The organism is Lichenifustis flavocetrariae, from assembly GCF_026130545.1.
In the GTDB taxonomy this organism is placed as follows: Bacteria; Pseudomonadota; Alphaproteobacteria; order Rhizobiales; family Beijerinckiaceae; genus Lichenihabitans; species Lichenihabitans flavocetrariae.
Window position 1 is genome coordinate 1 of the sequence record NZ_JAMOIM010000060.1, and the last position, 21,369, is coordinate 21,369.

At 63.9% G+C, this 21,369-nt stretch carries 16 protein-coding genes and 1 pseudogene; 12 read left to right on the top strand and 5 right to left on the bottom strand.

Going from position 1 to position 21,369, the window contains the following annotated elements:
- The first annotated feature begins 282 nt into the window (after window positions 1-282).
- On the top strand, window positions 283-726 hold the full coding sequence (locus M8523_RS32865) for a DUF3891 family protein (RefSeq protein WP_282589060.1): 444 nt from the start codon (window positions 283-285) through the stop codon (window positions 724-726).
- A gap of 709 nt (window positions 727-1,435) precedes the next feature.
- Entirely contained in the window at window positions 1,436-2,134 is a 699-nt protein-coding gene (locus M8523_RS32870; protein WP_282589061.1) for a polysaccharide deacetylase family protein, read from the top strand.
- Between the two features lie 157 nt (window positions 2,135-2,291).
- On the opposite strand, the gene M8523_RS32875 is transcribed toward M8523_RS32870, so the two are convergent.
- Both M8523_RS32875 and M8523_RS32880 read right to left on the bottom strand, forming a co-directional pair.
- The gene (locus tag M8523_RS32875; protein WP_282589062.1) at window positions 2,292-3,740 is read right to left on the bottom strand and encodes an amidase; all 1,449 of its coding nucleotides are present in this window, start codon (window positions 3,738-3,740) and stop codon (window positions 2,292-2,294) included.
- Between the two features lie 13 nt (window positions 3,741-3,753).
- Window positions 3,754-4,599 carry a MurR/RpiR family transcriptional regulator gene (locus M8523_RS32880; RefSeq protein WP_282589063.1) on the bottom strand — a complete coding sequence of 282 codons (846 nt, stop codon included), beginning with the start codon at window positions 4,597-4,599 and terminating at the stop codon, window positions 3,754-3,756.
- Between the two features lie 125 nt (window positions 4,600-4,724).
- Here M8523_RS32880 and M8523_RS32885 point away from each other — a divergent pair, with 125 nt between their 5' ends.
- The 5 genes from M8523_RS32885 to M8523_RS32905 all read left to right on the top strand — a co-directional run bounded on the left by M8523_RS32885 (window position 4,725) and on the right by M8523_RS32905 (window position 10,517).
- On the top strand, window positions 4,725-5,498 hold the full coding sequence (locus M8523_RS32885; protein ID WP_282589064.1) for a 5-formyltetrahydrofolate cyclo-ligase: 774 nt from the start codon (window positions 4,725-4,727) through the stop codon (window positions 5,496-5,498).
- A complete protein-coding gene (locus tag M8523_RS32890; protein WP_282589065.1) occupies window positions 5,495-6,472 on the top strand; it encodes an ABC transporter substrate-binding protein in 978 nt (325 codons plus the stop codon). The genes M8523_RS32885 and M8523_RS32890 overlap by 4 nt, the downstream gene beginning before the upstream one ends.
- Window positions 6,473-6,475: 3 nt before the next feature.
- A complete protein-coding gene (locus M8523_RS32895; RefSeq protein ID WP_282589066.1) occupies window positions 6,476-7,252 on the top strand; it encodes an ABC transporter ATP-binding protein in 777 nt (258 codons plus the stop codon).
- Complete coding sequence (locus M8523_RS32900; protein ID WP_282589067.1) at window positions 7,249-8,889, top strand: ABC transporter permease; 1,641 nt, start codon at window positions 7,249-7,251, stop codon at window positions 8,887-8,889. Before M8523_RS32895 ends, M8523_RS32900 begins: the two co-directional genes overlap by 4 nt.
- A 416-nt stretch (window positions 8,890-9,305) precedes the next feature.
- Window positions 9,306-10,517, top strand: coding sequence for an MFS transporter (locus M8523_RS32905; RefSeq protein ID WP_282589068.1), 1,212 nt, complete (start codon window positions 9,306-9,308; stop codon window positions 10,515-10,517).
- 122 nt (window positions 10,518-10,639) lie between these two features.
- Here M8523_RS32905 and M8523_RS36635 read toward each other — a convergent pair.
- Window positions 10,640-10,921 (bottom strand): annotated as a pseudogene (locus M8523_RS36635) (transposase); the annotation flags it as partial.
- On the opposite strand from M8523_RS36635, the gene M8523_RS32915 reads away from it, so the two are divergent.
- The gene (locus M8523_RS32915) at window positions 10,920-11,555 is read left to right on the top strand and encodes a class I SAM-dependent methyltransferase (RefSeq protein WP_282589069.1); all 636 of its coding nucleotides are present in this window, start codon (window positions 10,920-10,922) and stop codon (window positions 11,553-11,555) included. The pseudogene M8523_RS36635 and the gene M8523_RS32915 overlap by 2 nt on opposite strands.
- Entirely contained in the window at window positions 11,552-11,977 is a 426-nt protein-coding gene (locus M8523_RS32920) for an abscisic acid-deficient protein Aba4 family protein (RefSeq protein WP_282589070.1), read from the top strand. Before M8523_RS32915 ends, M8523_RS32920 begins: the two co-directional genes overlap by 4 nt.
- Before the next feature lie 110 nt (window positions 11,978-12,087).
- On the opposite strand, the gene M8523_RS32925 is transcribed toward M8523_RS32920, so the two are convergent.
- Both M8523_RS32925 and M8523_RS32930 read right to left on the bottom strand, forming a co-directional pair.
- A complete protein-coding gene (locus M8523_RS32925; RefSeq protein WP_282589071.1) occupies window positions 12,088-13,170 on the bottom strand; it encodes a WD40/YVTN/BNR-like repeat-containing protein in 1,083 nt (360 codons plus the stop codon).
- Between the two features lie 390 nt (window positions 13,171-13,560).
- On the bottom strand, window positions 13,561-17,316 hold the full coding sequence (locus M8523_RS32930) for a magnesium chelatase subunit H (RefSeq protein WP_282589072.1): 3,756 nt from the start codon (window positions 17,314-17,316) through the stop codon (window positions 13,561-13,563).
- A gap of 601 nt (window positions 17,317-17,917) precedes the next feature.
- Between M8523_RS32930 and M8523_RS32935 the strand changes: the two genes are divergently transcribed.
- The 3 genes from M8523_RS32935 to M8523_RS32945 form a co-directional block, all read left to right on the top strand.
- Window positions 17,918-18,859, top strand: a complete 942-nt coding sequence (locus tag M8523_RS32935) for a cobalamin B12-binding domain-containing protein (protein WP_282589073.1) — start codon at window positions 17,918-17,920, stop codon at window positions 18,857-18,859.
- Window positions 18,860-19,405: 546 nt separating this feature from the next.
- Window positions 19,406-20,911, top strand: a complete 1,506-nt coding sequence (locus M8523_RS32940; RefSeq protein ID WP_282589074.1) for an alpha/beta hydrolase — start codon at window positions 19,406-19,408, stop codon at window positions 20,909-20,911.
- Window positions 20,912-20,967: 56 nt separating this feature from the next.
- Window positions 20,968-21,369, top strand: a 402-nt coding sequence (locus M8523_RS32945) for a hypothetical protein (protein WP_282589075.1), incomplete at its 3' end; no start/stop codon positions are given.

Genomic DNA, 21,369 nt, shown 5'->3' on the forward strand with positions numbered 1-21,369 from the left:
GCTCCGGTCGTAACAACCGCGATTCTCTTGCGTCCACATCGGCAACCCCGTTCCCAGGACTCCCTTGAATCATAAATGACTCAGTTGACTCAACATGTCATCGGACAGACACTGAGGTCCATCGAGGTGGGCTGACAAGGCCGCGCCGACAGCTGCCGTGTCGATGATGTTTGACAACCGGGGTTGCGAGAATGTTACCGTTGAGACGAGCCTGCCGTTCGCCGACGAAGGAGCCATGGCTGATTTCTCGGCCGGCCGACCCTGACCAGAGGGAGACGTGTGATGGTGTTCCGTGCGCGGGGTACCGGCGGTCTGGCGATCAGCCAACCGACACATGCCTGGGTCTCAGGCCAACTGGCCCACGCCTGGAGCGATCAGCTCTGGGAGCCGCTGCTGCTCGCCGCCGAGCAGCATGACATCGGTTGGATCGATTGGGAGACTGCACCGAGTTTCGATATCGAGACGGGCCGGCCACATCTGTTCCGAGATGTCGGCGCATCGTTGCACGCGCCGATGTGGGCGCAGGGCGTCGATCGCGCGCTCGGCGTATGGGGCACCCATGCCGCCCTGCTGATTTCGCGACATGGCGGGGTCATCTATCGACGCTTTACAAGCCGGCACCGGCTGGATGAGGCGGACGCGGCCGCCGCCCAGTATTACCTCGACACGCAGGCGCCAAGAGAGCAAGTATGGGCGGATGCATTGGGGCTCGACGAGCGGAGTTAAATCACCAATCTGCCCTGATCGCCTTCGTGGATACGCTTTCGCTGGCTCTGTGCGGCGAGTTGCCGGTGCCATTGGACATCCAAGCCCCGCTTCGCGACGGTGGCCTGCGGAGCCTGCGATTGACAGAGAGGTCGGGAACCCATTCGACTTCGTGCTCTCGCCCCGGCCGTTCTGTGGAACCAGCCTGGTCGTCGAAGGACCGGCGCGCTCGCTTCCGCAAGAAGGGCGCTTTTCCGATGAGGCGAGCATGAAAACCTGGCTCCTCTCGCCCGAACTTCACGGCACGGCTTGCTTCGAGTTGAAGTTCGTAGGCTTGGCCGTCCGGCAGCCCGGTCTAAAGCGTCATATTTGCAGCCTTCGTCGATCGATCGCTCGATCCAGAAGACCATCCAGGCTGGGCGGTGGCTCCGATCTCGATCATTTTAGGAAGGTTCAGTCCTCCCCACCGTCAATGACGGGTCGCCGGTCCTGATCAAACCACAACCGAACCGCCAAGACCTGTTGGGGTTTGACGCGCGTTACCCACCGAGCTTTCAGCCCGAACCGCGAGGCGACTGACCACATAGGTGGGGCAAGGGGCTCAGTTGGACTCCGGCCGCGGGAGGCCCATTGGAGGTCGCTCGGGTCGTCGGGGTGAGACCACGTCGCGACCGAACGTCCGTTTTCCGGTCCGGTCGCGGGACCCTTGAACTGCCTCGCTGCGGAATCGATGTTCGACTACGGCAGCCACGTCGGTTTCTGGCGCGTCCTCCGCATCCTGGCCGAACGGAACATGACCGCCACCATGTTCGGCTGTGCCCTGGCGATCGAACGTAATCTGGCCATCACACAGGCCATCAAGGCCAACGGCTACGACATCTGCTGTCACGGCTACCGCTGGGAGCAGCACCAGACCTTGACCGAGGACCAGGAGCGCGAACGCATCCGCCTCGCCATCGCGTCCTTGCAGGCCACGATGGGCGCCCGCCCGACCGGCTGGTACTGCCGCTATGGGCCCAGCGTGAACACGCGGCGGCTCCTCGTGGAGGAAGGCAGATTCCTCTACGATCCCGACGCTTACAACGACGAGCTACCTTATTGGACCTCCGTCGATGGCAAGTCCCACCTCGTGGTGCCCTATAGTCTGGCCAACAACGATGGGAAGTTCGTTCGTGGCGGCGTGGCGACCGGGAGCGAGTTCTTCCTGTTCCTGCGCGAAGCGTTCGATCTTCTTTGTCGAGAAGGCGCGACCGCCCCGAAGATGATGTCGGTCGGTCTCCACCCCCGCCTCATCGGCCATCCCGCCCGTGCGGCCGGGCTGGAGCAATTCCTGGATCATGTGCTGACCCATCCGGACGTCTGGGTGTGCCGGCGTGAAGACGTCGCGGCTCAATGGTACGCAAATCATGCGCCGCAGGTTCGGTGTTGAGCGTGAAGCTGTGTTCAAAACGGCCAACATGGGGGCGATCCAGACAGGATGGGGCGTTCTCGGCTGTGATCTGGTCTTCGCTTGTCCACCCTTTATAGGCCCTCTCTCGAGGCAAGCGCCAAGTAGCGAAATTGGCTCCGGTGCAGACGAGCCCCATTCAATCAAGCCCCGCGACACGCGACTGAAAGCTCCACGGTTCGACGGCCCTCAGGCTGCACGCGAGTCTCAGCAAGAGGACATCGGATCCCATTGGTCCGATCAACTGGATGGGGAGAGGAAGGCCCATGCTGTCGCGGCCGTGCGGAACTGTGAGAGCGGGCGTCCCAGCAACGTTGGCAAATCCAGCAAAGGGAGCGAGGGCGAAGCCGCGCCGCCCGTGGTGGTCAAGATCGGTATGGTCGGTTGGATAGGCACCGATCGCAGGGGGCGGGCCGCTCAGCATCGGTGTGAGAAGAACATCGACATTCTCGAAGAGGTTGGCCATGAGCCATCCCACCTTGCCAATCGCCATCTCGGCCTCGACCAGGTCACAGCCCGACAGCGATTGACCAAAGGTCAAGGCGGCGCGCGTGAGAGGTTCGATGTCGTCGAACCTCAGCGGCGGTTCCAATTCTCCCAACATACGAGCCAAGTTGGCGGAGAGAACCCGCCCCGCCGCAAGCCCCGACAGTTCGATGATCGCGGTCAGCGCGCCGGGCTCAACGGGAACCAGGGTGTGCCCGGCCCGCCGCAGGACGTCAGCGGACCGAATCACGGCATCGCGGCGGCTGTCATCGAACGGCAGTCCCGCCGGAAGATCTTGGACGACGCCCACCCGCAGCGCCGCAACCGGTTGACCGAGTGAGGAGCACGCCGGGCCGATCGCCGGATCGGGGTGCGGGCCGCGACTATTCCCCGCCAAGCCGTCGAGAACCGCTGCGGCGTCGTCCAGGGTGCGCGCCACGACGAAGTTGCCCACGATTCCGCTATTGTAGTTGTTGAAATCAGGGCCGTGTGGCGTCGCTCCCCGACTCGGCTTCAGACCGACAAGACCGCAGCAGGCGGCCGGTACCCGGATCGAACCCGCGGCGTCGTTGGCATGCGCGACAGCGACGATGCCGGCTGCTACGGCCGCCGCCGCGCCGCCCGATGAGCCGCCCGGCGTCAGCCGCTCGTCGAGCGGATTGCGGGCGGCCGGGCCGATCAGCGGCTCGCTCGTGAACGTCATCCCGAATTCTGGAACCGTGGTCATGCCAAAGATCACGAGGCCCGCCGCCCTGAACCGGGCCACGAGATCGTCGTCGGCTGGGGCCGGCCGACTTCGACGCAGCATTACCCTCGAACCCCAAACCGTGGGCAGGCCCTTAACCCGGGTGCCGAGGTCCTTCACGAGGAATGGCACGCCCAGGAACGCGCCCTGGCCAGACGCACCGCGGGCGCGGTCACGGTCGATCCGCTCCGCCTCAGCCGTTGCGGGATCGGCCGCCAGGACACGAACGGCGCCCAGATGCGCGAGGTCCTCGGCCCGCTCCAGGGCGGCGGCGAGGGCCTCGGCGGCCGAGGTCCTGCCCTCCCGAATGGCCGCGGCGAGCTGGAGCCCGCCCTCGTCGTTCCAGTCCGTCGTCATGCGCAAGCCCCCTTCAGTCGATGTCGAATTCTTCCCGCAACGTGCGGATGAGGTCCACCCGCCGGTCGGCGGTCGATCCGAGACGATCGGCCACAGCCGTAGCGACGAGCGCGATCATGCTGGCCGCTGCCGTCGAGCTCCACTGCGTCCCGGCGTTCGAGCCATGGCAGACCAGCGCGAGGCCCCCGTGCCGCAACACCTTCGCCTGGCTCCTCGGCCCCGTGATGGCGATGACCCCCATTCTGGTCGTGCCGGCGAACTGCAGAAGCCGTGGCAGCGCCTTCGGCCACGGCTGGACTGCCACCATCAGCAGCAGATCATCTCCGGCTGCGGAGGCCAGATCCTCGGGCCAGCTTTCCGGGTCGTCGCCGAGCAGCATGACGGAGGGCCTGATCGGGGCCAGCAGGGCGCGGGTGTAGCGCGCCAATCCGGCGTCCGGTCCGAGGCCGACCAACCACAGGCGCCGCGCTGCCGCGCAACGCTCCGCCACATCGGCCAGCGCGTCCGAACGCAAAGTCTCGAAGGTTCTCACGAGGTCGGCCACCTCGCGCTGCAGGTGGGTCGATACGCTGGCGACCGCGTCCCGGCGATGCAGCGATGTTGCGACCTGCTGCACCGGCGCGGTCCGGTTGCGCTCCTCGCGGGCTTGCAGGCGCACATCGTTGAAGTCGCGATAGCCGAGGCTCTGAAACAGTCGCGCCGCAGTGGCTTTTGAAATGCCCGCAAGTCGAGCCAATTCGGTGGCCGAGAACGTCAGAAACTCGTCCGAGCGATCGAGCAGCAGGCTCGCGAGCTTCTGCTCGCTGGGGGTGAGGTTCTCGTAGTGCTCCTGAATGCGGAGCGCGAGCCGTGTTGCCATCTCCGTACTCTCGCATCGTCCCGTTCGGTAAGCACCCTGCCCGCAATTTCAGCGTGACAGACTCTAGAAACGATGAAACACTCGTTTCATCAAATAGTCATCAAGAAACCGGCGGTTCACAGCCCATGACGCGAACCAAAATCGTCCGGGAGAAGATCTGGGAGAGGCTGCGACCGGTCGCGCGGCCCGACTCCCGCTTTCACCTCAACTTCTCCGAGGTCATTCCCGATTTCGAAGGGAGCGAAGCGGCCACTGACCGCGTTGTCAGCCTGCCAGTCTACAAGAAAGCCCGCTTCGCCTTCGTCACGCCCGATAACGGCTTGGCGTTGCTGCGCCAGCGCATGCTGGAAGCCGGCAAGTCGCTCGTCGTGTCGACCTACGGCATCTACCGCGGCTTCTATCTTCTCGAACCATCGATGGTCCCCAAAGGCCAGGAGCGGTTCGCATCCTGGCTGGACGGCCTCGAGTATTTTGGACGGCCCATTACCCTGGCCGAGATCTCCTCACGAGGCCGGTTCGACCTCATGGTCACCGGAGCCTCGGCGGTGTCGCTGGATGGTGTGCGCTTCGGCAAGGGCCACGGCTTCTTCGACATGGAATGGGGTATGTTTACCGAAGTGGGGCTCGCCGACGAAGCGACCCCGGTGGTCGCCGTGGTTCATGATGTTCAGGTTATCGAGGAGAAGCTGTTTCCAAGCGAAACTGACATCCTCGTCGATACCATTGCAACCCCGACGCGGCTTATCGAGGTCAAGCGGCAACAGCGACCACGCGGCATCAAGTGGCATCTTCTCGAACCCGAGGTGATCGCCCTCACGCCACCCCTGCAGGAATTGCAAAAGCTCCGCGGGATCGCTCCGCCCGCATCCGCTCCGCCAGCCAAAGGATCAGTCCGATGACGCATGCCCTCAGCCGAAGACACGTGATCGCGGCCGGGGCCGCAACCGCTCTGTCCATGCCCTCGATCCTCACCAGGGCCAAGGCCGCGACCGCAAGCCTCACGATGCAGTCCTCGTGGAACAACGACGCCGAATTCGCTGGATACTTCACGGCGATCGACGCAGGTTATTACAAGACCGAAGGGCTCGATTTCACCTACTTGCCAGGCGGCCCCGATGTCATCCCGGAAAGCGCGATCTTGTCCGGCAACGCGGACGTCACCCTGACGACGCCCGACACGACCGTCAAAGCCATTGTTGAGCAAGGCGCCAAGTTCAAGATCATCGGCACCCAATACCAGAAGAACCCGCTCGGCATCGTCAGCCTCGCCAAGAAGCCGATCCTCAAGCCGCAGGATATGGTCGGCAAGACCATCGCGGTGCCGCCCGTCAACGTCGTTTCGGTCGAGGCGGTGCTGAAACTCAACAAGATCGATCCGTCCTCGTTGAAGATCGTGCCTTACGCCTACGATCCGACGCCGCTTATCAAGGGGGAAATCGACGGTTCGAGTGACTTCACCACCAACGTGCCCTACACGATCAGCCAGCAGGGCGAGAAAGCCGTTTCGTTCCTGCTCTACGATTTTGGGTTCACGATCTACAACGACACCGTTGTGGTCACGGAAGACACGCTCAAGACCAAACGCAAGGAACTCGTCGCCTTTCTGCGCGCCAGCCGCAAAGGCTGGGCCGAGAACCTCAAGGACCCGGCCGTGTGGCCGCCCAAGTTCGCGCAGAGTTGGTACAAGGGCACCGGACGGACGATCGACAACGAGATCTATTTCAACACGGCACAGAAACCGCTGATCGAACATGCAAGCGGCGTCTTCACGATGGACGATGAGGGGATCGCCAAAAACATCGAGGCACTCGGCCAGATCGGGATTAAAGCCACGAAGGACATGTTTGACACGTCGCTGCTCCAGGAAATCTAAGCCTTGGTCACGGGTGACGCACTCGAATTCCGCGAGGTCGGCAAGAGCTACGCGGTTCGTGGTGCAGCGCTCCCGGTCATTGACGGCATCGATCTGGCGTGTCCGCCCGGCTCCTTTACGGCCCTAATCGGGCCTTCTGGATGCGGGAAGTCCACCCTTTTGCGCATTGCCATGGGTCTTGAGCCTGTTGACGCCGGCGCTGTCACGATTGGGGGGCAGCGGCCGGATATAGCCCGCAAGGCAGGACGCATCGGCGTCGCGTTCCAGGATGCGGCGCTGCTGCCGTGGCGGAACGTTACCGAAAATGTAGCGCTGCCGCTGGACGTGCTCGGCCGCAGCAAGCGCCGCGCGGCGGCCGAGATCCAGCACCTGATCGCCTTGGTGGGGCTCGAAAAGTTCCGGTCCGCCGTCCCGGCAGAACTCTCCGGCGGCATGCGCCAGAGGGTGGCGATCGCGCGATCGCTCGTTACCAGTCCGACTGTCCTCCTTATGGACGAACCCTTCGGCGCGCTGGACCTGATCCTGCGTCGCCAGATGAACCTAGAGCTGCAGCGCATCTGGCTCGAGCGGCGCGCCACGACGCTGCTGGTCACCCATGGGATCGATGAAGCGGTGTTCCTCGCCGACCGCGTCGTCGTCATGGGCGGTCGGCCGGGCCGCATCGTGGGAACGATCGACGTTCCGCTCGAGCGGCCGCGTCCGACCGAGTTGTTCCGCACCGCGGCGTTCCATCGTCTCACCGACGAGGTCGAGGCCATGCTGACGGGCCCGGCCCCGTGACACGAACTGACTCGTCCGGCCGGCTGAGTACGGCGTTGCTTCTTCTCGGCCTCGTGGTGTCGTGGGAGATCGTCGGCGAAAACGCGCTCGTGGCCAGGGGCGCCCTGCCGGCTCCCAGCGCGATCCTGGTGCATCTCTGGTCGGACCGGGCCGATTACGGCCCGCATATTCTAGCCACGGTGCAATCAGCGACGATCGGCTTTCTGGTCGGCAACGTCGTCGCGATCGCCGCGGCCCTCATCTTCGTCCGCCTTCCCCTTGTCGAGCAGTTGTCGCGCGGATTCAACATCGCGATCTTTGCCATCCCACCGATCGCCATCGCGCCGGTGCTGGTCCTGGCGCTCAAGGGAGACTGGCCCCGCATCGCCCTGGCGGGCTTGGCTGTCTATTTTCCCACCATGACTGCCATGTCGGTGGGTCTGCGCGATGTGGACCCCCGCGCGACCGATGTGGTGCGGGCCTATGGGGGCGGTCCGAACGCCATCTTGCGGTGGATCCGGTTGCGGTCGAGCTTGCCAGCGCTGCTGGGCGGCCTACAGGTCGCGGCGCCCAATGCCGTTCTGGGTGCCATGCTGGCGGAGTTCGGCAGCGGCGCGCGCTGGGGTCTTGGCACCTATCTCTTGGGATCGCTTGGCCGCGCCGACCCGGCCCGGCTGTGGGGCATCGGCCTAGTGGCAACGGTCATTTCCGGCTTGGCCTATGCGATCCCGGCGATCGTAGCGGTACTTGTGACCGGTCGAAGCCGTGCCGTGACGATCGCCCCGGCACCCGCGTCCCTACGATCCTTGCAGCCGACCCGCCCCCTGACGCGCATGCTGGTTCTATTGGCCTCGATCCTCGTGCCGCTACTGCTCTGGTGGGCTCTGGTCGCGATGTCTGGCCTGCCGTCGATCGTGGTCAAGTCGCCCACCGGGGTGTTCCGCTACCTGGTCACGGACGCAAGCGCGCCGAGCGCACAGGCACGCCTGTTTGTTGCCCTTGCGACCACGATTCCTCTGACAATCGTCGGTGTCGCGGCGGGGCTAATCTTCGCCTTCGGCCTAGCAACAGCCGGTCTTCTCGTTCCGGGTGTCGTGCGGGCCTTGATGCCGGTCGCCCTTGTGTCTCAGACCATGCCGCTGGTTGCCCTCACGCCATTGCTCGTGCTCCTGCTCGGCCGGGGCACAACGGTCACGATGGTAATCACGATTTCGGTGACGTTCTTCCCGGCTTTCGTCACCCTTGCGCGTGGCTTCGCAATGGTGCCGCGCGCGGCATTTGATCTGGTACGTGCCTATGGCGGGGATGGATACCAGCGCCTGTCACTCATCGCGGTGCCTGCTAGTCTCCCTTATCTATTCGCCGCCGCAAAACTGGCCGTCCCCCGAGCCCTGCTGGGTGTGATGATCGCTGAATGGCTGGCGACTGGAGGCGGCCTTGGCGACCTGCTCAACCGGTCCCGTGGCACCCTGGATTACGGCATGATCTGGAGCGTCGCTTTCGTGTCTGTCGTGCTCTCGATCGGGCTCTACCAGCTCATCGCGCTGGCGGAGAATTTAATAGGTGTCGGGGATCTCAGGATGCTGAAACAATCGACAATGGGAAAGGCTAATAGCCAGAGAAGTGATTCGGATCACGCTCGTAATGCACCGCCATAGTCCAAACTTCTACGAAATCGCTGAACACCGAAGACTGAGAGTGGCCGGCCGAAAGGAGAGATGCCGCCGTCGATCGTCGCGGTTCCGTTTCCGCGATGCGGCGGCACTTCTATCGGCGTCCATCGCCGGGAGGGCTCAGGTCCGGCTTCGCGCCTGACCCACGCGAAACGGATATCAAGCGGCACCCTAAGGGGCATGGCCCCGATTGTCCGCTATGCAGACGTCGCAGCCGAGCCATCCCGGTCGCCGGCTTGCATGACGCGACCGAAGGCTCGACCATGCCTGTGGCATTTTTGATCGCGCCGAGGGCGGCGGTGACCGACTCGGCGACGCTTGGGGGTCGCCGCCGCTTCATCGATCAAGGCTAAGCGCACGCCTGGACAGCGGTCGAACAGCACAAACGAGAGCAATCATTCATGACTGACGTCGCACTCGACGCCACAGAACCCTTGGGCATTTCCTCCACTCCGGTCACTGCGAGGCGGGCGACACTCATCCTGCTCGCGATGGCGGTCGGCAGCTTTGGGATCGGCACGGGCGAGTTCGCCATTATGGGGCTATTGCCTGACATCGCGGCAGGTCTCGGGGTGTCTGTGCCAACGGCTGGCCACCTGATCAGCGCCTATGCTCTCGGGGTCGTTGTCGGAGCGCCCATGATCGCGCTGCTCGCCGCGAAGCTCAGCCGCCGGACTCTATTGCTCTTACTGATGCTAGCCTTCGGCCTGGGCAATCTGGCGAGCGCCGTCGCACCGGACATGCTGACGCTCACGGGCGCGCGCTTCCTGTCTGGCTTACCGCATGGCGCCTATTTTGGGGTCGCGGCGTTGGTCGCGGCGTCGGTGGCGGGGCCGGGTCGGCGCGCGCAGTCGGTGGGCCGGGTGCTGCTCGGGTTGACGGTCGCGACGCTTCTCGGAACTCCGCTGGTGGCCTGGCTCGGTCAGCACTTCGGGTGGCGGTCGCTGTTCGTTCTGGTTGGCGCGCTCGGCATCGTCACCGTGCTGCTGCTCTGGCTGACCCTCCCGCAGGACGAGGTTCATGACGATGCCAGTGCGCTGCGGGAGTTGGGCGCCCTTATGCGCCCACAGGTCTGGCTGACCTTTGCCTTCGCCGCAGTGGGCCTCGGCGGCATGTTCGCGGCCTTCAGCTACATCGCTTCCACCACGACCCTGGTCGCCGGCTTGCCGACCGCATTCGTGCCGATGATCCTCGCGATCTTTGGCGCCGGCATGGTCCTGGGCAACCTTCTCGGCGCTTGGCTTGCCGATCGCTCGCTGATGAAGACGATTGGCGGCGTGCTGACGTTCAACATCATGATCCTCGTCATCTTCGCGGTGACCGCATCGCATCCGGTCATGCTGTGCCTTTGCGTGTTCTTCATCGGCTTCGGCGTCGCGCTTGCCCCTGCCGTGCAGACTCGGCTGATGGACGTCGCCGGCGATGCGCAGACACTCGCCGCCGCCTCGATGCATTCGGCCTTCAACATCGCCAACGCGGCGGGCGCGTGGCTCGGCGGCGCGGCGATCACCGCCGGATTCGGCTTCGCCTCGACAGGCTGGGTCGGAGCCTGCCTGGGCGTCGCTGGCCTAGTTGTGTTCGGCATCTCCTGGAGGTTGGACCGGAAGGCTTGATCGCTCACGCGCGGCCAGTCGCTCGTTCCACCGAGCGCGCGGTCTGACGCCGCTGTTCGGGCCACGGGGTTGGCGCAGGATTGGCATGCCGCGAATGGTTTGTTGTCCGCGAAGGAAACGGCGCCAAGCTTCTGCTTGCCGCCCGTCGACTTTTGCAGCGTCGGGAGGCCGAGCCAGGCCGACAAGTACCGGCGGCACTTGAAGGTCTCCGCTGCAGGCACGGTCGCCGTGAAGGCGGTCGCGGCTTCCGGGCCGACACCGGGGATCGTCATGAGGCGGTCTCGGACCGGATCGGTCTTGGCACGCCGTTCGATCTCCCGGTCAAGATGCTTGATCTGCAGGCTCAAGATCTTGAACCTGTCGACCAGAACATTCAACACGGCCCGCGCATTATCCCAGCACATGACCGATCTTCCTGATTTCCCAACCCGCGCCTTCGCAAAGGCGGACCCCTCGCCCGATCCACTGTTCTATGCCGCGCCGCGCTTCGTCACCCATATCGACGACCGCGCGATCCGAGCCGTGACAGAGCTCTATCGTAGGATGCTGCCGGTCGGCGGGCGCGTGCTCGACCTCATGTCGAGCTGGATCAGCCACCTGCCGGAGGACGTGATCTACGCCGAAGTGATGGGCCTCGGCCTGAACGAAGCTGAACTCGCCGCAAATCCCCGGCTCGCGCGTCACGTCGTGCAGGACCTTAACCGCAACCCCATGCTGCCGCTCGACGACGCATCGTTCGACGGTGCTTGTTGCTGTGTGTCGGTTCAGTATTTCGAGCAACCCGTTGCGGTGATGCGCGAGGTGCGGCGCGTGCTGAAGCCCGGCGCGCCGTTCATCGTCACCTTCTCGGACCGGTGCTTTCCGACCAAGGCCGTGCTGATCTGGCAGTCAGCCGGCATCGACCGCGCCGAGCTCGTGGCGCTTTATCTCGCCCGCGCGGGCTTCTCGCTCGTCGAGGCCAGGCACGTTTACATACGCGACCGCCGCGGCGACCCGCTCTGGGCCGTGGTGGGTCGCGCGCCGGCCGCGGCCGCATGAGCGACGAGCAGCTCTTCGGCCTCGTCAACGCGGTGCCGCTCGCAGGCTGGATTGCCCTGTTGCTCGCGCCGCTCGCCCAGGCGAGGTTCGTTGCCATCGCGCGGGTGGTTGCGGTTGTGCTGGCGGTCGGCTACGCGGTCGGAGTCGCGGCGGCGCTGGCGGGGAGCGGCGGCCCGATGCCGGACCTGACGACGCTGTCCGGCCTCGCACGTGCCTTCTCGGAGCCCCACGTGATGCTGGTCGGCTGGGTCCACTATCTTGCCTTCGACCTATGGGTCGGCGCTTGGGAGGCCGAAGAGGCCGGGCACCTCGGAATGCCGCACGCGGCACTCGTGCCCTGCCTCGTCCTCACGTTCCTGGCCGGGCCAATCGGCCTGCTGCTGTTCCTAGCCCTGCGGGCAAGGCAATGGGGATCGGCTTGAACGTCATCAGGGGCACTACGATCGGGGCAGAGGCATTGCGACGGGTTTTCTCAGCTTGCAACCATGCGCCGCTGTCGACAAACAAATCACAAGGTCGGCTTGAGATCGCATCACTCGGCCGCCGGCGGCAGGTCGAGGACGAACAGGTCGTGGCCGATGGCTACGGCGCGTGTGCCGCCCTCCGGTAGCGGCAAAAAGCGGATCTTGTTGGTGGACAGGCCCATGTGCGCCGAGTGCCAGCTCTCGCCGCCATCGGTCGTCTCGTAGCCGCCCGTGGCGCCCCCGACCCAGCCACGCCGCTCGTCGAGGAAGGCGATGCCGTACGGGATCCAGTCGTGGTCGGTCGACACGACGAGCTTACGCCAGTGCTCGCCTCCATCCTCGGTCTTGACCACGTAGCCGCGGGCTTCGCTCGGCGGGGCAGCGTAGCTCATGATCGTGGCATAGCCGACCCGCGCGCTCGGGAAGGCAAGCTTCCAGTTGTTGTCGCCGGCCCGCGCCGAGTCGAACACCGCCCGCCACGTCTCGCCTCCGTCCGTGGTCTTCAGGATCCGGGCGTGCGCCCTGCCTTCGTCGGACGCCGAGGCGCCGGCGATGAAACCTGTCTGTGCGTCGACGAAGTGAATGTCGAGGATCATGCCCGTGACGGCGCTCATGTCGCGCCCCGTCCAGGTCTGTCCGCCGTCGCGCGACGTCATCATCGCGGCCGGACCTCCGACGCGCCCGCCGGCCCGGACCGCCGCGACTTTGCCGTCGACCTTCAGCACGTCGATGGCGCAGATGCCCACGACGGAAGCGCCGGCGACCGATCTCACCGGCGTCCAGTCGCGGCCGCCGTCGCGGGTGACGAAGAGCGAGCGCGTGTCGGTGACGCCGTCGAAGTAGCCTGGTCCCACATTGCCCATGAAGCCCAGGTCGGCATCGACCATGTCGAGCGCCCGCACGTAGGTCCCGGGGTGATGCCATACCAAGCGCCAGTGGGAACCGGCGTCGTCAGTTCGGTAGATGCGGCCCGTGCCGTTGCCGTAGAGGCCGACTGTCTGGTTACCGAAAGCCAACGCGTCCTGTTTGTTGTTGAGCTCGTATGGCGCGGTCGTCACGCGACGCCACTGAGGCTCGGTCGCGTCGGCGGGGTGGATCGACGACGCTGCCGAGACGAGCATCACAATGAGCGTCGCGGGTCGAATTGCCAAGATGGACGCTCCTCAATGCGGTGCGGAAACGCTTCTCTCGCCGAATGCGGGAAGGACGAAGCGGGCTTAGAACAGATCGGCACAGCGCGTTGGCCATGGTCGGCTGACGACATCGACCTCAGGTGCGACCCGGGCGACGTTACGCCAGCGCGCTTAAGGCTGTCCTGACAAAGTCGCGAGGCGTCCTCGGCAGTCGTAAACTGGGCCAAGCTGGCGGCCGGCAACTTTCGGTAAGGTGCACTGCCGTCCAGCCGCTCTTCGGCTCATCCTGGCCGATTGCGGAAAGGCGGCTTCGGATCAAAGTTTGAGGGAAGCGGCCGTTCGTCAATCGCGAGCCGCTCACGTCGTCCGCGCCACTCATTCCTTGATCGAACCATTACTTATTAGTTTTCACGCCGCGACATCGAGGCCGATACCTTCGAGTCGATCTTCCAATTCATCGCTCGCCCCGCGCAAGGCCTCCAGCGTGGCGGCATCCGGCGTCCAATAGTGCCGTTCGTGAGCTTCCAGCAGGCGGTTCGCCAGTTTGGAGGTTGCGGTCGGGTTGAGGCCGGCCATTCTCTGGCGCATCTCCGGATCCAGCATGAAGGTTTCCGTCAACTTTTGATAGACCCACGGGGCAACGTCGCCCGTCGTCGCGGACCACCCCATCGTGTTGGAGACGTGCTCCTCGATCTGCCTGACCCCCTCATAGCCGTGGCTAAGCATCCCGTCGTACCATTTTGGATTGAGGGCGCGGGTGCGCGTCTCCAACGCGACCTGTTCGCCGAGCGTGCGGACAGCGCCTTCGCCTCGCGTCTGGTCGCCGATGTAAACAGGCGCCGACACGCCCCCCTTGGCCCGGCTGACGGCCCGGCTGATCCCGCCAAGCGTGTCGAAATAATGGTCGACGGTGGTCACGCCGAGTTCGACGGAATCGAGGTTTTGATAGGCCAGGTCGACACCGGCCAATACGCTCTTAAGAAGGTTGTGGTTTTGCACCGGAACGCCCGAACGCCCATAGGCAAAGCTCTTCCGCTTCGTATAAGTCTCTGCCAGTTCGTCTTCGCTGTCCCAGCTCCCACTCTCGATCAGGTGGTTGACGTTGGACCCGTAGGCCCCGTCGGCATTGCCGAAGACCCGAAGGGCCGCAGTTTCAAGATCGCACCCATTCACCTGCTGGAACGCCAGGGCATGTTTTCGAATGAAGTTTTGCTCCAGTGGCTCATCCGCCCCCGCCGCCAACAACGAGGCTTCGGCGAGCAGCTTGATCTGCAGGGGAAGCAGATCACGGAAAATGCCCGAAAGCGTACTGATGACGTCGATCCGCGGGCGACCGAGCTCCGTGAGTTCAATCAGCGTCGCACCTGCGAGACGGCCGTAGCAGTCGAACCGTGGCCGAGCGCCCATCAGGGCAAGAGCCTGGGCAATGGGACCGCCTTCGTTCTTCAGATTGTCGGTCCCCCAAAGCACGATGGCGATGGTCTCAGGAAAAGGCCGGCCATCGGCGAGGTGTCGAGCCAGAAGTCGGTCGGCTTGACGGACCCCGTCCTGCACCGCAAAGGCGCTGGGGATGCGAAACGGGTCGAAGCCATGCAGGTTGCGTCCTGTCGGCAGGATCGCCGGCGTGCGCAGCAGATCGCCGCCGGGCGCGGGACGAATGAAGCGCGCGTCGAGGGCGCGCAGGATAGCGGGGATCTCATGGTCGTCGGCAAGCCAGCTGTCGGTTTTGGACAGTTCGGCCAGAACCGATAAGGCCTTCTCGTCGAGCGCCGAGCCCGTGGCCCGCAATGCGGCATCGGGCGAGACCCCGTCGACGATCGCCTCGATGGCGGCCCGTGGAGGGATTACCCCATGGGCCGCATCTGCGACGGCCTCCAGCATCTCGACCCTCTGCCGGCGGCTTAGGGGCTCTCCGACGATGTGAAGACCATGGGGAATGAGTGTGTATTCCAGCTCCAGAACCGCATGACCGATGGCCTGGATCTTCACGTCGGTGTCCGCGCCCCAAAGCGGCTCGGCCTGGGCTAGATCGACGATGGCGGCCTGGGCCTGAACGAGTTCAGCGAGGTTGTTCCGCTCCTCGCTCCCGTCGACGTCCAGCGTTCGCCAGCGTTCGATCGAGGCCTTGAGGTCGAGCAGACCCCGGTACAATCCGGCATGGGCGATGGGTGGGGTGAGATAGCTGATGAGCGTGGCGGAGGCACGCCGCTTGGCGATGGCGCCTTCCGAGGGATTGTTGGCCGCGTAGAGATAGAGGCTCGGCAAATCGCCGATCAACCGGTCAGGCCAATCTCGGCCGGAGAGACCCGTCTGCTTGCCCGGCATAAATTCCAGTGCGCCGTGGGTACCGAAATGAAGCACCGCATGCGCGCCAAAATCCTCGCGCATCCAGCGATAGAAGGCCGAGAAGGCATGTGTCGGCGCAAAGCCCTTCTCGAAGAGCAACCGCATCGGGTCACCCTCGTAGCCGAAGGCGGGCTGGATTCCGACGAAGATGTTTCCGAACTGCACGCCGAGCACGAAGAGTGAACTGCCGTCACTCTGCTGACGCCCGGGCGCGGGGCCCCATTGTGCCTCAATCTCGCGCAGCCAGGGCTCGCGGCGGACATGATCGTCGATCGGGATGCGTAGGTGAACGTTGGCATGCGTGCCGAACCGCTCCCGATTGCCGTTGATGACGCGCTCCCGCAAATCATCGACGGACGCCGGCGGCTCGACCGTGTAGCCGTCCATCTGTAGAGCGACCAAGGTCCGGTGCAGCGACTCGAAGACGGACAGATAAGCGGCGGTCCCCGTATTGCCGGCGTTGGGCGGGAAGTTGAAGAGAACAATGGCGATCTTGCGCTCTGCGCGTTCCGACCGACGCAATGTCACAAGGCGATCGACCCGGGCCGCCAGCATCTCGGCTCGCTCAACGCAAGGCTGCATGTCCCGATCGTCTGGACCTGGCGAAAAGGTGCATGCGCGATGGCAGCCCTTGCAGGGCGCGCCTGATTTGTTGGATCTGCCGCCGAAGACGATCGCGCCGGTCGCGCCGTCGAGCTCAGGGATCGCCACCATGATGGTTGATTCCACCGGTAGCAGTCCGCGGTCGGATGCGCCCCATTGTTCAAGGGTTTGCAATTCGGCCGGGTGCGCCGCGATGTAGGGAACATCAAGGCGAGCGAGGATGTTCTCGGCCGCTTGTGCGTCGTTGTAGGCGGGGCCGCCAACCAGCGAAAATCCCGTGAGCGAGACCAAGGCATCGATCGTCGACTGCCCATCCGCCAAGAAATACTTCTCGATAGCGGGCCGGCCGTCGAGACCAGCGGCAAAGACCGGGACCGCCGAAAGGCCGCGCCGCTCGAGCGCTGCGATCACACCGTCGTAATGAGCCGCGTTACCGGCCAGCATGTAAGATCGCAGACCCAGGATGCCCACGGTCCCACGCCGGCCCTCGCGCGGTAGCGCGGCAGCCTGCTCGCCGATCCTTCCCTTCATGCGGGGATGATAGACGCCGACATCGGGATACGTAACCGGGGCGCTCGTCTTCGCCTTGGTCCGCAACGCGTGGCGCGGCCCGTCGGCATACCGCTCAACCAGCATGCGGATAAGATTCTCGACATTGTCGTCCGAGCCCGCCAGCCAATATTGCAGCGCCAGGAAGTAGGCCCGCACATCCTGGGCGCCGCCAGGGACAAACCGCAGGATCTGCGGCAGCCGCTTCAGCATCTTCATCTGCTGGGCGCTGGCGCTGGCACCCCGCTCCTTGCCGGCACCCCGAAAACGCTTGAGGAGAGAGACGATCCCGCCCTGCTGGCCGTCCATCGTGAAGCGGCCGATCCGGGTCAGCTTCATGACCTCTGATGCCGACAGGAGGCCAAGCATTCCGTCACAGTGATCGCGCCGCGCAGCCAGATCGGCGAGGATCGGCCGGAAGTGGTCCTCCAGGAACAGCATGGCCGCGACGATGATGTCGGCTTGGGCAATGTCCGCCTTGCAACGCGCAAGCCGATCGGGGTCGGCCCCCCATTCCGAGGCCGCGTGAAGAACGATCGTCATGCCAGGGAAATCGCGGAGAATGCGACGCCGTGCCCGGTCTAAAGCCCCAGAAAGATGTGGGTCCATCGTGACAATCACGACGAACATCGGCGTTGAATCACCAAACAAAACAGGAGCCGGCATGACAACGATCCATCGCAACACGGACGGCGCCCTGACGAAGATTGACCAAATACGGCCAGGTGTCGCCAGCGCTGCTCGCCCGCTCCGATATTCCAATGTCAATCTGAATTGACGTCAATCTAAATTTACAGCCAGCTGCATGCATTCGTTTCGATGTTCGTCCGGCTGCACAGAGGTAGGTTGGTTCTTCTTCATCTTTACAAATTGAAGAGTTTGAACCCTCTAGCGAAAGTTTCGTTGCAAACGTCAACAATTTAGAGTGCCTCATAAGGGTCGGACGGAAGCTGGCATCACGATCATCCAACCAACCGCTTAAGCGAAGCCTCGCGATACGCTCACCGCCGGAGCGCGACGAAGTGACCGAGCCAACTCATATGTCAATGAAGATTGACAACCGTATCCTGACACTGTGAATCTGTATCGGCTTACACGTCCGCTGAACGTTGAGGGCTTGCTGTGCTGACCGTGAGAAGAGAATACGAGAAGGGGCTGCAGAGGTCGCAAGCGGACCTTTGTCTCTCGAGTCCGCCTGCCGGAACGCGCGTCAGCCCTCTGCCCGCGAATATCGGGCGTTCCGAGTTCAGCCGTAATGGAGGGCTGCGTGCGGGAGGAAAGTGATACCGGCAGAGCGCTCGGCGGTGAGATCGTCGATGGCTTGGATGCTCAGAGTTTTGTGGAGGCGCAATACCGAAAAACCGAACTCCGTCGCCGCTACAACGACAACGACGCTGCTGATCGTGTCAGCATTCTGATTCGCGCGATCGAGAAAGAGGTCATCCCGCGCATCGTTTCGGCGCGCGTGAAGAAGAACCAGCCGGCTCGGTCCGTACCCGCCGTCGCGATCAATGCAAACTGTGTCGGCCTTTTCGCGCGCATTCTCATAGGCCACGAAAAAGGAGTCGAACCTTCGGCGTTCGTTGGCGACCTTCAAGCGAGCGGGGCCGCCGCTGAGGCCATTTATCTCGACCTTCTGGCACCAGCGGCCCGCCACCTCGGTCTGCTGTGGGACGACGATCTTTGTACATTCTTGGACGTCACCATCGCGCTCGGCACGCTTCACCGCATCATGCTCTCGCTGAGCGCCGATTTAGGCTTTGAACATCGAAAGATCGACCCCGCACGGCGTGTGTTGCTCGTTCAGGCCCCGGGAGCCCGGCACACGTTCGGTGTTCAGATGGTGGCCGAGTTCTTCAGGCGTGGTGCGTGGACTGTCGACATGGTGCTGTCTCCGGTCGACGATGAACTCAGTTGCGCCGTGCAGGCCGAATGGTTCACGGTGGTCGGCTTCTCGGTGGCGTGCGATGCAAGCCTCAGCACGTTGGCGGAAACGATCCGGATGGTGCGGCAGGCCTCCTTGAATCCCAGCGTCGGCATCCTCGTGGGAGGCCCTGCCTTCATCGACCACCCCGATTATGTCGCCAGCGTCGGCGCCGACGGCATGGCCGCCGATGCGATCCATGCGGTGATCGAGGCCGAGCGCTTCGTGCTCCACACACCTCAATTTATGCGCTCTGCAACCAGGAAGGATCGAGCCGATGCTTGATAAGGATCAAAGCCGGATTGGCATCATCGTCGCCCTGACTGGCGTTCGCTTGCTAAACGTCGTCTTCCGAGTGGTGCGCGGCTATCGGGACTCGCGCTGGCACCCTCAACGCGAGTGACATGTGGCCGGTCGTGTGTCCGAAACTTTGCCGCAGCCCCACACTCGCCTCAGCTGACAAAGACGCCATGAGGCGGCGCTTCGCCATGACCGCTCGACGTCACCAGATGTCGACGTCGCGATCCGGGAACATCGTGATCCGAATGAGCCAGAGTTCGACTGCCGACCCGTTCTGGGCTTGCATGCTGGCTGATGGCGCCGATTGGCCAGCGGTATCCACAATCCGCGCTGCCGGGGTCGCGAGGATAGCGTTCAGACGTTGGTCCACCTGACACAGCAACTACCGCCACAGGGGACCATAGTAGGGGTGCCCTTTTGGGCGCCGGTCGAACTCTCTTCGCTGTCGACCTGTCAGAAATTGCCTCGCACAACACACGACGGTCTGTGGACACGCGCGTGACACGCACCCTCCATCGGAGGCTGATTGGGATGACGGTCACCGCCGTCGCGCTCATTGGCATTGGGTTGGCGCTGTTCAATCTCCACGCCGCAAGCGTGGGCATCGATGTCACAGCAGTCGATATCGGCACCATCCCGGCGACGATCTTCAGGCCCGCCGACCCCACCCGCCCGCCGGTCGTCGTGATCGCCCATGGCTTTGCAGGCTCGCAGCAGCTGATGCAGTCCTTCGCCCTGGCCTTCGCGCGCAACGGCTATATCGCCGTCACGTTCGACTTCGCCGGTCATGGCCGGAACCCAAGCCCGCTCACGGGCAGCATCACCGACGCCAATGGGGCGACCCAGACGCTTCTCGCCGAACTGGTGCGCGTCGGCACCTATGCCCGCAGTCTCGGCGACGGCCGGCTCGCCGTGCTGGGCCATTCCATGGCATCTGACATCGTGGTCCGCTACGCCGAGGCGACCCCCGATGTGGCAGCGACCATCGCGGTTTCGATGTTTTCTCCCGTCGTGACGGCCGCCTCGCCACGAAATTTGCTCGTCATCGTCGGCGACTGGGAGAGCATGCTCAAGGCCGAGGCCCTGCGCGCTGTCGGGCTCGCGATTGTCCCGAACAAAGCAAGCCCTGATGTCACCTACGGCGACGTCGCAATCGGCACCGGTCGTCGCGCCGCCTTCAGCCCCCATGTTGAACACGCGAGCGTACTGTTCAGCCAGGACAGCATGCGCGAAGCGCTGATGTGGCTCGATGCGGTGTTTGGAACGCCACGGGCCGTGCCGGTGCTGGACCAGCGCGGCCCGTGGATCATGCTCCTCATCGCCGCCGTCGTGATTCTGGCGCGCCCATTGTCTGCGCTCCTACCGCGACTTGCCTCGCCATCCCTGGGCGCCGGACTCGGCTGGCGCCGCTTGTGGGTCGTTCTGCTGGTACCCATGGTTGCGACGCCGCTCATGCTCCGGGTGCTGCCAACCCATATCCTTCCCGTCCTCGTGGGCGATTATCTGGCGGCGCATTTCGCCGTCTATGGGGTGATCACGGCCGCCTGCCTGGTCGCGACACGACGAAGTTGCGCTAGGCGCCCGCTACGGGCGGTTTCCACGGTACGATTTGCAGGCGCCACAATCGCGGTGATGGCCTTCGGCTTCGTAGGCCTCGTGTGGCCGATCAACCAGTTCGTCACCTCGTTTGTCCCCGGCCCGGAGCGGCTTGTGCTCGTCGCGGCGATGCTGGTAGGCACGCTGATCTACTTCTTGAGCGACGAATGGGCGACGCGAGGCGAGGGCGCTGGGAGCGGCGGCTATCTCGCCTCTAAAATCGCCTTCCTGGCGTCCCTGGCTCTGGCGGTCAGCTTTGACTTCGAGCGCCTGTTCTTCTTGATCATCATCGTGCCGGTCATCACCCTTTTCTTCGTGATCTATGGATTTTTTAGCGCATGGATCAATCGACATACGGGACATCCCCTTGTTGCGGGGATCGCCAATGCAATCGCCTTCGCCTGGGCCATAGGGGTGACTTTTCCACTTCTCGCGGGATAATGTCGTAAGGTCCGTCGCGTCGTTGTCACGCCGAGCCAATCGCCTCACGGGAACGCGTGCCATTCGACTTCTGGCAATGGAAGGCCGCCATCGGTCAAGCCCTTGCGCATCGCTATACGATTGACGGCGTCAAATGGCTCGTCGCGCAAAAGAAGGAGCATGACTTGTCAGGCAGCCACAATATTCAGCAAATACTTCTGCCGAAAAGTTTGACGTCCGAGAAGATATGCCGATCTGTTCACCGCAGCGCCTGGCCGAATGGACGCCATTTCGATGCTCCTAATGCAACGACGCGCATGGCGGCGCGCTCGGGAGCTTCGTCGAACGGCGGCTTTGCGAAAACGCTATGGCTCGCCATAACGGCGACAATGGGCGCGAAGCCGAAGGTTCGCCGAAAGGCAGTTGCCAGCTCCGCAGCCGTCGCAGAGCGGATGTGGCGCCGTCTACGCCGCAGGCCA